The 12,413-nt window shown below is 71.5% G+C and carries 13 protein-coding genes and 1 tRNA gene; 9 read left to right on the plus strand and 5 right to left on the minus strand.

Annotated features, from left to right (window positions below; genetic code table 11):
* Positions 1–70: 70 nt before the first annotated feature.
* The 3 genes from AB0D66_RS01745 to AB0D66_RS01755 form a co-directional block, all read right to left on the minus strand.
* Positions 71–571: a phosphoribosyltransferase gene (locus AB0D66_RS01745; protein WP_069920929.1), complete on the minus strand. Its 501-nt coding sequence runs from the start codon at positions 569–571 to the stop codon at positions 71–73.
* Positions 568–1,155, minus strand: coding sequence for a dCTP deaminase (dcd, locus tag AB0D66_RS01750; protein WP_069920930.1), 588 nt, complete (start codon positions 1,153–1,155; stop codon positions 568–570). Before dcd ends, AB0D66_RS01745 begins: the two co-directional genes overlap by 4 nt.
* Before the next feature lie 85 nt (positions 1,156–1,240).
* The gene (locus tag AB0D66_RS01755; RefSeq protein ID WP_079154239.1) at positions 1,241–1,453 is read right to left on the minus strand and encodes a hypothetical protein; all 213 of its coding nucleotides are present in this window, start codon (positions 1,451–1,453) and stop codon (positions 1,241–1,243) included.
* A 179-nt stretch (positions 1,454–1,632) separates the two neighbouring features.
* Between AB0D66_RS01755 and AB0D66_RS01760 the strand changes: the two genes are divergently transcribed.
* The 4 genes from AB0D66_RS01760 (at position 1,633) to AB0D66_RS01775 (ending at position 4,483) form a co-directional block, all read left to right on the plus strand.
* A tRNA-Gly gene (locus tag AB0D66_RS01760) sits at positions 1,633–1,706 on the plus strand.
* Positions 1,707–2,029: 323 nt separating this feature from the next.
* Positions 2,030–2,596 carry an RNA polymerase sigma factor gene (locus AB0D66_RS01765; protein WP_362295066.1) on the plus strand — a complete coding sequence of 189 codons (567 nt, stop codon included), beginning with the start codon at positions 2,030–2,032 and terminating at the stop codon, positions 2,594–2,596.
* A complete protein-coding gene (locus AB0D66_RS01770; protein WP_362295069.1) occupies positions 2,593–3,600 on the plus strand; it encodes a CU044_5270 family protein in 1,008 nt (335 codons plus the stop codon). Before AB0D66_RS01765 ends, AB0D66_RS01770 begins: the two co-directional genes overlap by 4 nt.
* 223 nt (positions 3,601–3,823) lie before the next feature.
* On the plus strand, positions 3,824–4,483 hold the full coding sequence (locus tag AB0D66_RS01775; RefSeq protein WP_362295072.1) for a peptidase inhibitor family I36 protein: 660 nt from the start codon (positions 3,824–3,826) through the stop codon (positions 4,481–4,483).
* 220 nt (positions 4,484–4,703) lie between these two features.
* On the opposite strand, the gene AB0D66_RS01780 is transcribed toward AB0D66_RS01775, so the two are convergent.
* A complete protein-coding gene (locus AB0D66_RS01780; RefSeq protein ID WP_362295074.1) occupies positions 4,704–7,040 on the minus strand; it encodes an amino acid adenylation domain-containing protein in 2,337 nt (778 codons plus the stop codon).
* On the minus strand, positions 7,037–7,462 hold the full coding sequence (locus tag AB0D66_RS01785) for a phosphopantetheine-binding protein (protein WP_362295077.1): 426 nt from the start codon (positions 7,460–7,462) through the stop codon (positions 7,037–7,039). Before AB0D66_RS01785 ends, AB0D66_RS01780 begins: the two co-directional genes overlap by 4 nt.
* Positions 7,463–7,616: 154 nt before the next feature.
* Here AB0D66_RS01785 and AB0D66_RS01790 point away from each other — a divergent pair, with 154 nt between their 5' ends.
* The 5 genes from AB0D66_RS01790 (at position 7,617) to ccrA (ending at position 12,235) form a co-directional block, all read left to right on the plus strand.
* Positions 7,617–8,378 (plus strand): alpha/beta fold hydrolase, encoded by a 762-nt coding sequence (locus AB0D66_RS01790; protein ID WP_362295080.1) that lies wholly within the window; start codon positions 7,617–7,619, stop codon positions 8,376–8,378.
* Between the two features lie 102 nt (positions 8,379–8,480).
* Positions 8,481–9,989, plus strand: a complete 1,509-nt coding sequence (locus tag AB0D66_RS01795; RefSeq protein WP_362295084.1) for a methyltransferase — start codon at positions 8,481–8,483, stop codon at positions 9,987–9,989.
* Positions 9,980–10,195: an MbtH family protein gene (locus AB0D66_RS01800; protein ID WP_362295086.1), complete on the plus strand. Its 216-nt coding sequence runs from the start codon at positions 9,980–9,982 to the stop codon at positions 10,193–10,195. The genes AB0D66_RS01795 and AB0D66_RS01800 overlap by 10 nt, the downstream gene beginning before the upstream one ends.
* Positions 10,196–10,467: 272 nt before the next feature.
* Entirely contained in the window at positions 10,468–10,926 is a 459-nt protein-coding gene (locus AB0D66_RS01805) for a helix-turn-helix domain-containing protein (protein WP_362295089.1), read from the plus strand.
* Positions 10,927–10,984: 58 nt separating this feature from the next.
* Positions 10,985–12,235: a crotonyl-CoA carboxylase/reductase gene (gene ccrA / locus AB0D66_RS01810; RefSeq protein WP_362295092.1), complete on the plus strand. Its 1,251-nt coding sequence runs from the start codon at positions 10,985–10,987 to the stop codon at positions 12,233–12,235.
* The last annotated feature ends 178 nt before the right edge of the window (positions 12,236–12,413 follow it).

Raw genomic sequence — 12,413 nt, forward strand, 5'->3', positions numbered from 1 at the left:
GCACCACGTACGGGAGGGCCCGCTGCGCAACGACTGCGCGGCGGGCCCTCCCTCGTCCGGGATGCCGGGTCTAGGCGTCGAGGACCTGGCCCTCACGCTTCACGACGGGCGGCTCGACCGACCAGGGGAAGTTGATCCACTCGTCGGTCTTCTTCCACACGTACTCGCACTTCACGAGCGAGTGGGACTTCTCGTAGATCACGGCGGACCGCACCTCGGCGACGTGGCCCAGGCAGAAGTCGTGGACGAGCTTGAGCGTCTTGCCGGTGTCCGCGACGTCGTCCGCGATCAGCACCTTCTTGTTCGTGAAGTCGATCGCCTCGGGCACCGGCGCCAGCATGACCGGCATCTCCAAGGTGGTGCCGACGCCCGTGTAGAACTCCACGTTCACGAGGTGGATGTTCTTGCAGTCGAGCGCGTACGCCAGACCGCCGGCGACGAACACCCCGCCGCGGGCGATGCTAAGGATGATGTCGGGCTCGTAGCCGTCGTCGGCGATGGTCTGCGCGAGCTGGCGCACGGCCCGCCCGAACCCCTCGTAGTCGAGGTTCTCGCGTACTGCGTCACTCATGCGTCGTGCCTCACCTGGGTGCGGTGGAAGTTCTGGAAGGAGCGCGAGGCGGTCGGCCCGCGCTGCCCCTGGTACCGGGATCCGTACCGCTCGCTGCCGTAGGGGAACTCCGCGGGCGAGCTGAGCCGGAACATGCACAGCTGCCCGATCTTCATGCCCGGCCAGAGCTTGATCGGCAGCGTGGCGAGGTTCGACAGCTCCAGGGTCACGTGGCCCGAGAACCCGGGGTCGATGAACCCGGCGGTCGAATGCGTCACCAGGCCGAGGCGGCCCAGGCTGGACTTCCCCTCCAGCCTGGAGGCGATGTCGTCGGGCAGCGAGATGACCTCGTACGTGGAGGCGAGCACGAACTCCCCGGGGTGCAGGATGAACGCCTCGTCCCCCTCCGGCTCGACCAGCCGGGTCAGGTCCGCCTGCTCGATCGCCGGATCGATGTGGGCGTACCGGTGGTTCTCGAACACCCGGAAGAACCGGTCGAGGCGTACGTCGATGCTGGAGGGCTGCACCATCGACTCCTCGAACGGGTCGATGCGAACCCGTCCGCTGTCGATCTCGGCCCGGATGTCTTTGTCAGAGAGAAGCACGTCCCGAGGATACGCAGAGCGCGCGGGCCACCCCCAATCGAGAGCGGCACCCGCGCGCCCGGCCGTACCGGCGGCCGCGCGGACCTCAGCGCCTGACGGCGCCACCCACGGGCACGGCCTGCCTCAGCCGCGCGCACCGCGGACACCGCAACAGCCGCCCGGGCCCGATCCGGCCGGCACCGAGGTGCTGCAGCGGGAAGGAGGCGGTACTGAAAACGTGCCCTTCGGCACAACGGACGACGGTGTGCTCCATCGAGTCCCTTTCCCCAACGAGCCGTACTGCGACGAATCGCCACATTAGGGGATGATCGGGACCCACTCCAGCCGCCGCTCCGCACCCACACGGTACGCCCCAACTCCCGCCCGCACACGCCTCCCTGTACGCCACACACGACGACGACCCCGCGGCGGATTCACCGGGGGTCGATCATGGGGTAGAGTGGACAACGCTGGCGATCCAGGCAACTGGCACGCTGTGCGGATGTAGTTTAATGGTAGAACATGAGCTTCCCAAGCTTATAGCGCGGGTTCGATTCCCGTCATCCGCTCCATGACAAAGCCCCAGGTCAACGACCTGGGGCTTTTGTGTTGCCTGGGCCTTGCCCCTCGGGGGGCCTGCGGTCGGCATCGGTTCCGGCGCGCAACTTCTCGCTGCCGCACCGGGTTTCGAGAGCCGGCGGATCACGGCGGCCCCGGGAGCATCGTTCCGCTCGTCGTCGACGCTGCGCGGTACGCGTCGGTGAGCGCACGGCCCTCCGCGTCGGCCTTGAGACCGCTGCGGCCGCGCGGAGTCGTGGGATCACTCGCGGCACCGAGGCTCCGTCGGTGACGCAGGTCACATGCAACGCGGTGGTCCGTGCGGACACTACCCAGTGTGGACCACCAACTGTTCGCGGAAATCTATGACGCACACGCCCAGGCCGTGTACGCGCACGCCGTCCGCATGACCGCGGACCGTACCGGGGCCGAGGACATCGTCTCCCTCACCTTCCTTGAGGCATGGCGGCTCCGCGACACGCTCGACAGCGTCACCAGCCATCGGGCCTGGCTGTTCGGGGTCGCTACGAACGTCATACGGAACACCCGCAGGGCGGCACGCCGGCACCGTGACGCGATAGCCCGGCTCCCGCCCCCCGACGCGGTCCCCGACGTAGCGGACGCCGTCGTGTCCCGCATCGCCGATGCGGCTCAGGCCGCCGCGACTCTCGCCGTTCTGAAGCGGCTGCGGCGCACGGACCGCGAGGTCCTCCTCCTGCACGTGTGGTCCGGCCTCAGCCACGACGAGGTGGCGCAGGCGTGTGGGGTGCCCGTGGGCACCGTGCGCTCCCGCCTCTCCCGCACCCGCGCCCGCCTCCGCACACTCGCGGCCGCGCAGCTCGCGGAGCCGCCGACCTCCAGACGCGCCCCCGCGTCGCCAACCGCACGGGAGGGAAACCTGTGAACGCCGCCGACGACGCACTGCTCGACCCGCACGAGGGCGCGGAGACCCTCCGGCGCCTGCCGGGCCTTTCCGATGCAGACCTGCAATTCCGTGGACACCACCGGATCAAGGAGCACCTGATGCGCGAGACGGCAAGGAACATTCGACCCACCCGTACCCGGTCTCGTCGCCCCATGGCCCTCTTCCTCGCGGCCGGGGCCGCGACGTGCGCCGTGGCCCTGGCCGTCACCTTCGGGATGAACGGCTCCGACGGGCGCCCGCCCGTCGCACGGCCTGAACCTGCGGCCGTGCAGTTGCTGGACCGGGTGGCTCTTGCCGCTCAGGCGGCGCCCGCTCCGGCCGTCCGGGACGGCCAGTTCCTTTACACGAAGACGACCGGCCACTCCACAGCCCTGTCCGAGACCACGGGCGGAGGGATGGAGCCGTCTCGAACGGACGAATCGGCCGAGCGCTGGGTATCCGTGGACGGGACGGCCGGCACGCTCACCGTCAATGCGAAGGGCAGCACGACGGATCCCGTCCGGGGCAAGGACAGCGCCAGCCTCAACGGCCCCACCTACCGCTTCCTCGAAACCCTTCCGACCGACCCCGACCGCCTGCTGGAGACGATCTACGCCGACGCCCGCTCCCACCACGGCTCCGACTCGGGATCGACCACCGGTCCCGACCAACAGGCGTTCGTCGCGATCGGCGACCTGCTGCGGACCGTGGAGGCTCCTCCCGGGATCAGCGCCGCGCTCTACCGTGCTGCCGCCCGCATCCCCGGAGTCGTCCTGGTACCCGAGTCAACGGACGCGGCCGGCCGAGCGGGCGTCGCGGTGGCCCGCGTCCACAACGGCGAGCGCACCGAATGGATCTTCGACAAGGGCAGCTTGCGCCTGCTGGGTGAGCGCACGGTGCTCCTCAAGGACAGCGCGTGGGGGAAGGCCGGAACGCCGGTGACCTCCGTGGCCATTGTCGGCCGGGGCGTCGCGGACAAGGCCGGGCAGACACCGAGGCAGTAGCGGACCCGTTCAGGCCAAAGAACTCGATCATGTGGCCAACTCGCCCACATAAGCCGGTAGTTGGTGATCTCGGTCACCTGCATATCGGCGCCCCCTGGTTACTCTTCCGGCTCGGCTGGCTGGATTGATCCCAACCATCCGTCTGTGTTTGCAGAGTGAGGGGCCGTCAGGTCGCTCAAAACGGGGAGAGACTTCTATGCGTTTCGTTCGTATCGGCTTTGCCATGACTGCCGCCGTCGGCGCCATGCTCATCACAGCACCCTCGGCGGGGGCGGCCGCGCCCTCGCCGTCCGCACCTGCTTCCGGGACGCTCAGCCCGGCCGCAGAGGAGCAGGTGCGCAAGGAGATAGCCGCGTCCAAGCCTGTCATCGCGACCTACAAGGGCAAGCAGATCAACCTCGCCCAGGGCTGGCAGGGTGCTCAGGTCTGCGCCGAGGTGCTGAGCGGCCAGGTCAAGTGCTTCGACAGCCAGGCCGAGGCGGACGCGTCCCTGGTCAAGGAGAACGCCGCAGTCGCCAAGAAGGCGAACGAGATCGGCAAGGCGCTCGGCCAGCCGGTGACGGGGCAGGCACCCGCCTCGACGTTCGCGAGTTCTGACTGTACGTACGGGTGGGTCTGCCTGTGGGAGCACTCCAACTACACCGGCCGCCGCCTTCAGTGGAGTGCCAGTGGCACCAAGAACCTCAGCGACTGGAGCTTCCGCGACCAGGCCAGCGCCATCTGCGTGAACCGGGCCCAGTTCGGCGGGACGATGATCGACTTCCGGGACTTCCAGCCGGACCCGTCCATGTCCGCACCGGCCGGCAGCTGCTACGACCTGACCACTCTCAAGTACGTGCACGGCGGTACGTGGAACGACAAGACCGACGCGCTGACGATGTAACCACCCGCCATCCGGCTCCCGACACACGATTGACCGCGGCGATCGAGCCATGAGAAGCGGAGCGCGCACCGCTCATGGCCAGGAGGCCCAGGTCCGCAGACCTGGGCCTTCGGCGTTGTCCGGGGGGATCAGGGGCTTCGTTCCGGACGGGGGGCGCCTGGGATCGCGGGCTGGTCTACGCCCTCGGCAGCGGCTGGGACGAGCCCGGCGGGCCCGGGGCTCACAGGCGGCGTAGGAGGGACGCTCTGTCGACCTTGCCCGTGCGGGTCAGCGGGAGGGTGTCGAGGGCGGTGAGGCGGGTCGGGATCATGTAGGGCGGGAGGATCGTGCGCAGCGCGCGGACCAGGTCGGCCTTGCGGAGGGGTTCGCCCTCCGGGACGTAGAAGCCGGCCAGGGTGCGGCCGCCCGGGCCCGTGGGGGCCACCACCGAGGCCGCGCGGACTCCCGGGCACTGCAGGAGGGCGCTCTGGACCTCGCCCAGTTCGATCCGGTAGCCGCGGACCTTGACCTGGTCGTCGAGGCGGCCCAGGAACTCCAGGTTCCCGTCCGGCAGCCAGCGGGCGCGGTCGCCGGTGCGGTACATGCGCTCGCCGGGGCGTACGGCTCCCGGGTCGGGCAGGAACTTGGCGGCGGTGAGATGGACGGCGCCGGCGTAGCCCAGGGCCACGCAGGTGCCGGCGATGTACAGGTCGCCCTCCGCGCCGAGCGGGCAGGGCCGCAGGGCGGCGTCGAGGACGTAGTAGCGGACGTTCTGCATCGGCTTGCCGTAGGGGATGCTCGGCCACGCGGGGTCGACCTCGCCCACCCGGTAGTCGTTGGACCAGACGGTGCACTCCGTGGCGCCGCCGAACGACACCACCTCGGCGTTCGGGAACGCGGCGCGGATCTGGTCCGGGAGCGGCACCGGGATCCAGTCCCCGCTGAGCAGGGCCAGGCGCAGCGTGTCGCGCCCGGCGGGCTCGCGGGCCTGGACGAAGGGCATGGCCATGGCCAGGGAGGCGGGCGCCGAGTCCCAGATGGTGATGCCCTCCTGTTCGAGGACGTCCACCAGGGTGTCGGGCTCGGCGAGTTCGGCCGCCGAGGCCAGCCGGATGGTCGCACCGGCCGCGAGCACGCCGAACATGTCGTAGACCGAGAGGTCGAAGCAGAAGGACGTGACGAACAGGAGCTTGTCGGCGGGCCCGACCCCGTAGACGCGGTTCACCCAGTCGATGAGGTTCACCGCCGACCGGTGCGTGACCACGACCCCCTTGGGGGCGCCGGTCGAGCCGGACGTGAAGATCGTGTAGCAGACGTCGTCGGCCGTCGGACCGGTGGCGAGGGGGGCGTCCGGCCGGAGCGCGATGTGATGGCCGGTCCACAGGGGCTCGCGGCCCGGCCCCGTGCGGTCGCGGGACGGATCGGCGTGGATGACGGCGTCGTACCGCTCGGCCAGTTCGCCCGCGAGCTCCCCGGCCCGGCGGCGGTGGACGCTCGCACGGGCCGCCCCGGGCAGGAGCTCGGGGAGGCGCTCGACGAAGCGGGGCGGGACCCGCAGGCCGGGGTAGGCGCTGATGCCGGGATCGACGAGGTCGGCGAGGACGATGACCCCGTCGTCGGCGAGCAGCCCGAGGAGGGAGTCGAGGACGCCGGTCAGGTGGTCGAGGTCCGGCAGGAACTGCACCGTACTGGCGAGCACGATGACGTCGAACGGGCCGCTCACCCGCTCGGCGGCCTCATGGGCGAAGCAGACCGCGCCCTCGATCCGGGCCCCGGCGCGGGCCGCGGCCTCCTCGCTCCGGGCCACGGACACCGGTGAGGGGTCGACGGCGACGTAGCGGGACGCCCCCGGTGCCAGGGCCTCGACGATCAGCCCGGATCCGCATCCGATCTCCAGGACCGCGGGCCGTTCGGCGCGGGTCGCGGCCCGTACGAAGCCCGCCACGTGGTCCTGGTAGGCCCGAAGGTCATCCGTGGTGAAGGGGTGCTCCGAGCGGCGCGTGTTGAAGCCGGCGGCTTCGAGCGGGTCCGGGGAGCCGGACACGTGGTCGAAGAGGTCGGCGATCCGCTCGGGCCGGAAGGTGGCCGACCAGGAGAACTCCTCGGTGATGTCGGGGCACACCACGTGGCGCAGCGAGGGCACCTCCCAGCGGAACTCCTGTACGGCGGGCAGCGAGGCCCGGTCGGTCAGTACGGCGGCCACGTCGAGCTGGTCGAGCAGCCCGACCACCCGGGGGGCGGGCCAGGCCGGGTCGAGCGGGACGTAGGAGGCGCCGGCCTTGAGCACCGCGAGCATGCCGACGAGGGCCCAGGCGTCGCGCCGGCCGTAGACGCCCACGCTGGAGCCGCGGCCCAGTCCCCGCTCGCGCAGCAGCCGGGCCAGTCGGCTGGAGCGGCGGTCCAGCTCGCCGTGGGTGAGGACCTGCTGGTCGGAGGTCACGATCGCCGGGTGGTCCGGGTACCGGGCGGCGGACTCGGCGATCAGCTCGGGGATCGTGGCGTCCGCGCGGAAGGGCCGCGCGGTCTCGTTCCACGCGCTCCAGGGGGCGCCCGCGACGGACGCCGGCGCGGCGCTCACCGGGCCGGTGCCCGAAGGGCCTCGTGCTCCGCCAGCGCGTCGGCCAGTTCGTTCACCGTGGGGTGGGCGAAGAAGAGCCGCAGCGCCAGGCGTACGCCGAGCTGGGCTCCGAGCATGGCCATGATCTCGGCGACCAGCAGGGAGTTCCCGCCGGCCTCGAAGAAGTCCTCGTCGTCGCCGAAGTCGTCGTGCTCCAGTGCGTCGGCCCACTGGAGCCGCACCTGGGCGCGCAGCAGCCCGAGGTCCGGGCCGTCGTGGCCGGCGTGGCCTGCGTGGTCCGCGTGGCCGGCGTCGTCCGCGTGGCCGGCGTCGTCCGCGTGGCCGGCGTGGTCCGCGCCGCCGGTGTGGTCCGCGCCGCCGGTGTGGTCCGCGTGGCCGATGTGGTCCGGGCTCGCCACGCCGACCGATCCGAAGTTGTCCACCGCTGTCTCCCGCGTTCGCTCTCGGTGCTCTGCGTCTTCGACTGGCTCTCCGGAGGGCAGTCTCGCCGTCCGGGCGGGCGTATCGCCGAGGATCTTTCAGAGGTCAGTCAGGGTTGGCGGCCGCGGGCCGCGATGACTGGCCATCCTCACGTGCATGGGAACAAACACGAAAAGCCGCTGGTTCGTCGGTGTCCCTCACGATGGCCCCAAAGAGTGCGCGCTGTACGCCTTTCCGCACGCGGGCGCCGGCGTGACCACCGTGCGCCCGCTGTGCGTCGCGCTCTCCGGCGCCTTCGACGCCTACTCGGTGCGCCTGCCGGGCCGGGAGTCCCGGCTGGAGGAACCGGCGCAGACCGTCATGCCCGAGCTCGCCGACAAGCTCGCCGCTGAGCTGCGCGACCACGCACAGGGCCGGCCGGTGGTGCTGTACGGGCACTGCGCCGGCTCGACGATCGCCTACGAGGTGGCCCGGCGCCTGGGCCCCGACCGGGTGCGGGCGCTGGTCGTGTCCTCGAACCCGGCTCCCGGCAGCGTCCGCCGCGAGCCCACCTGGGCGCTGCCCCGGCCGGACTTCCTCCGGCAGGTGGTGGAGGACGGATACCTCCCCGCGCAGCTCCTCTCCAACGAGGAGCTGCTCGACATCGTCGAGCCGGCCCTGCGCGCCGACTACGAACTCGTCGAGACCCACGAGCTGGAGCTGTACGAGCGCGGCGGCGCCGAGCCCGTCGCGGTACCGACGGTGGCCGTGTACGGCCTCGACGACCACACCGTCGAACGCGCCCAGGTCGAGGCGTGGTCGGCGCTCACCACCGGACCGTTCCGGGTCGTGACGCTGCCGGGTGGCAACGACCTGCCGACCAGCCGGCCGGCGGACCTGGCGGCGGCCATCGGCGAGGCCGTGGCGGCCCTGGCCTGAACCCACGGCGCGGGCCCGGCCGGGTCTGGCAGACATCTGTCAGGCGGTCGGATGACCCGGGGATCCCTTCCTAGGGTGGCCCCACCAGTGACCCTGCGCAGGATGACCGAAAGGGACAGGAGCATGGCGCCCCTCACGCACGCGCAACAGCGCACCACCGACCGGTTGCAGGAGGTCGAGGCCGCGCTCCGGAAACGGGAGGGCGTGGCGCGGGCGGCCGTGGTCTGCCGCGAGGACCGGCCCGGGGAGCCCCGCCTGGTGGCGTACGTGGTGCCCGAGGTGGCGGACGCGGACGTGACCCGGCACGTGGAGAAGTGGCGCGCGATCTACGACGAGATGTACGGCGACACCGCGCCGGACAGCACCGGGATCGGCGAGGACTTCACGGGGTGGAACAGCTCCTACACGCGCGAGCCCATCCCCCTGCCGCAGATGCGCCAGTGGCGCGACGCCACGGTGGAGCGGGTCCGCGCCCTGGGGGCGCGCCGGGTGCTGGAGATCGGCGTCGGCTCGGGCCTCCTGCTCGGGCCGCTGGCTCCGGATTCCGAGGTCTACTGGGCCACCGACTTCTCGGAGTCGGTGATCGAGCGCCTCGGCGGGCAGGTCGGCGCGGATCCACGGCTGAAGGACAGAGTCACGCTGCGCTGCCAGCCCGCCGACTGCGCCGACGGGTTGCCGGCGGAGTACTTCGACACGGTCCTGCTCAATTCGGTCGTGCAGTACTTCCCCGACGCCGCCTACCTCTCGGGCGTCCTGGACACCGCGCTCGGGCGGCTCGCGCCGGGCGGCCGGATCCTCATCGGCGACGTCCGCAACCACGGCACGCTGCGGGAGCTGCTGACGGCCGTCCACCACGCCCAGCGCCCGGGTGACGAGCCGTCCGCCGTCCGGGCGGCGGTAGCGCGCGCGGTGCTCCGCGAGACGGAACTCCACCTCGATCCGGCCTACTTCACCGCCTGGGCGGCGAAGCGCGACGAGGTCGCGGGCGTGGACATCCGGATGAAGTCCGGGCCGGACGGGAACGAACTCACCCGCCACCGCTACGAGGTCGTGCTGCACAAGCGGCCGAGCGGGCCGGCGCCGCTCGCGGACGTCCCCGCCGTCATCTGGGGTACGGACGTGCACCAGGTGTCAACTCTCGGGGCCGAACTGGCCCGGCACGGCGGGCGCCTGCGGCTGACCGGGATCCCCAACGCCAGGCTGGTGCGCGAGGCCGCCGAGTGCGGGGTGCCCGCCACGGCGGACGGGACGCCGCTCGACCCGCACGCGCTGGAGGCCTGGGGCGAGGAGCACGGCCGCGCGGTCCTGTGCACCTGGTCGGCCGAGGCACCCGGCCGGTTCGAGGCGGTGATCGTCCCCGCGGACGGCGCGGGCCGCTACGGCGGGGTGTACCGGCCGCCCGCGGACACCCGGGACAGGCCGCTCGCCAACGCGCCCGCGCTGTCCCGCCGGGCGTCGAGGCTGCCGGCGGCGCTGCGGCGGCAGCTGGCGGCCGAACTGCCCGCCCCCTTGGTCCCGGACGACATCGTGGTCATCGCGCGCATGCCGCTGACCGCCCGCGGCGAGGTCGACCGCGCCGCGCTCCCCGAACCGGAGGAAACATGGCAGTGAACCCGTTCGACGACGAGGACGGCGCGTTCTACGTGGTGGTCAACGACGAGGAGCAGCACTCGCTGTGGCCCGCGTTCGCCGAGGTGCCCGGCGGCTGGCGGATCGCGGCCGGGCCGGCGGGGCGGGCCGAGAGCATCGCGTACGTCGAGGAGCACTGGACCGACATGCGCCCCCGGAGCCTGCGCGAGGCGATCCCGGCGCCCTGAGGCGGGGCGGGCCGGCGACCTGCGGCGGGGCCGGCCGGCGACCTGCGGCGGCACCGGCCGGCGTCCCGAGGGCGCGGCCCCTGCCCGCCGGACCGCCTTCCCCGCTCGACCGGCGCTCGTCCGGGCCGAGAGGTCCACGCGCTTTCGTGGACGGACCGGGATGTACGCGGGATGTACAGGGAGGGCGTGCTGTGGGCGGTCGAAACTCCGACGTCGTCTTCGTCCGATGGCCGGCGCAGGCGGATCTGAGAACCCGCTGCCGGCAGGAGGGGATGCCGCGACTGCTCGTCGTGGAGGCGGGCGCGCAGCCGCCGATCAGCAGCGACCCGGTCGAGGACTGGGTGCGCCCCCCGGTGTCCCGGGACGACCTGGAGGCCCGGGTCGCGGTCCTCCAGAACCGTTTCGACAGCAATCGGGTACCGACGATCGACTCGACCGGAACCCTGTGCTTCGGCCATCACTCGATCACCCTCTCCACCACGCAGACCGAGTTGATGCGGCTGCTCGTCGACCGCTTCGGCGACGTGGTGCACCGCACCGAGTTCGTGGAGCGCTTCGCCCTGCGGGCGCTGACGCTGAACCGGAACTCGCTCGATCTGCACATCATGCGGCTCCGCCGCCGGCTCCTGCCCGTCGGACTGTCCATCCGGACCGTGTGGGGGCGGGGCTACATGCTGGAGAACGCGGTCGCCGCCGGGGCCCTCCCGGTGACGGACGCCTCCGCCGTCTGACGGTGCGGCACAGGACAGGGGCCAGGGACCAACCGACCACTCGACACCGGAGATTACAGTGGACTCCTCGACGACCAGCACGCTCTACGAGGTGGGAGACCTGCCCCCGCTCGGGACCGTCCCCAGATCCATGTACGCGTCGGTCATCCGCCCGGACCGGTACGGAGACCCGGCGACCGCCTTCCGGACGGAGGTCGTGGACACGCCCGAGGTCCCGCCCGGGTTCGTGCTCGTCGCGGTCATGGCCGCCGGCATCAACTACAACAACGTCTGGGCCGCCAAGGGCCATCCCGTCGACGTGGTGGCGGCACGCCAGCGGCAGGGCAGCCCGGAGCCCTTCCACGTCGGCGGATCGGACGCCTCGGGAATCGTCTGGAAGGTGGGCGCCGGCGTAGGGCAGGTCAAGGTCGGCGATGAGGTCATCGTCTCGGCCGGCCTGTGGGACGAGCACGATCCGGACGTCCGGCTCGGCGTCGACCCCATGCTCGCGTCCTCCCTGCAGGCGTGGGGCTACGAATCGAACTGGGGCTCGTTCGCCCAGTTCGCCCTGGTCGCCGACTTCCAGTGCCTGCCCAGGCCCGCCAGGCTGAGCTGGGCGGAGTCCGCCGGCTTCCTGCTGACCGGCGCGACCGCGTACCGGCAGCTCAACGGCTGGGCGCCCAACACGGTCCAGCCCGGGGACGGCGTCCTCATCTGGGGCGGCTCCGGCGGCCTCGGCTCCATGGCCATCTCCCTGACCCGGCAGATGGGGGGCCGGCCCATCGCCGTCGTGTCCTCGCCGGAGAAGGCCAAGTACTGCCTCGACCTGGGCGCCGCGGGCGTCATCGACAGGACCGAGTACAGCCACTGGGGACGCGTGCCCCCGGCCGGCACCGAAGAGCACAAGCGGTGGACGGCCGAACTCCGGCGCTTCGGGCGGGAGATCTGGAACATCCTCGGCGAGAAGGCCTCGCCCAAGATCGTCTTCGAGCATCCAGGCAGCGACACCATCCCCACGTCGGTCTACGTGTGCGGCACCGGCGGCATGATCGTGATCTGCGGGGCCACGTCCGGATTCAACGTGGACGTCGACCTCAGATACCTGTGGATGAGGCAGAAGCGGCTCCAGGGATCCCATTTCGCCAATCCGCGCGAATGCCACGCCGTGACCCGCCTCATCGACATGGGCCTCCTGGACCCCCACCTGGGGCACACCTACGCCTTCGAGGAAATCGGCCAGGCCCATCAGGACCTGCTCGAGGGTGTGCAGGCACCGGGCAACTCGGCCGCACTGGTCGGCGCGACCCGGAGCCCCGGACAGAATTCCTAGGAGAGCGCTCAAGAAGTGGTGGTGCCGCAATCGCGAGAAAGCTGCACACCACATGAACAGACCGATCGATATCCGGGTTGTCTGGCATCATCGGGTCACGCCGTTCCGCGGGACTTTTCCCGAAGTCAGCAAGGGAATCCGCTTCCGCGGCCGGGCGTGACCGGATGTCCTCCGAGCA

Origin of the sequence: Streptomyces sp. NPDC048270 (assembly GCF_040652335.1) — a bacterium.
Classification (GTDB): Bacteria; Actinomycetota; Actinomycetes; order Streptomycetales; family Streptomycetaceae; genus Streptomyces.

Coding starts and splice junctions, on each gene's coding strand:
- AB0D66_RS01790 (WP_362295080.1), top strand. CDS start 7,617: ATGGGAACAAACACGAAAAGCCGCTGGTTCGTCGGTGTCCCTCACGAT.
- AB0D66_RS01745 (WP_069920929.1), bottom strand. CDS start 571: ATGAGTGACGCAGTACGCGAGAACCTCGACTACGAGGGGTTCGGGCGG.
- AB0D66_RS01800 (WP_362295086.1), top strand. CDS start 9,980: ATGGCAGTGAACCCGTTCGACGACGAGGACGGCGCGTTCTACGTGGTG.
- AB0D66_RS01805 (WP_362295089.1), top strand. CDS start 10,468: ATGCCGCGACTGCTCGTCGTGGAGGCGGGCGCGCAGCCGCCGATCAGC.
- AB0D66_RS01795 (WP_362295084.1), top strand. CDS start 8,481: ATGACCGAAAGGGACAGGAGCATGGCGCCCCTCACGCACGCGCAACAG.
- AB0D66_RS01775 (WP_362295072.1), top strand. CDS start 3,824: ATGACTGCCGCCGTCGGCGCCATGCTCATCACAGCACCCTCGGCGGGG.
- AB0D66_RS01755 (WP_079154239.1), bottom strand. CDS start 1,453: ATGTGGCGATTCGTCGCAGTACGGCTCGTTGGGGAAAGGGACTCGATG.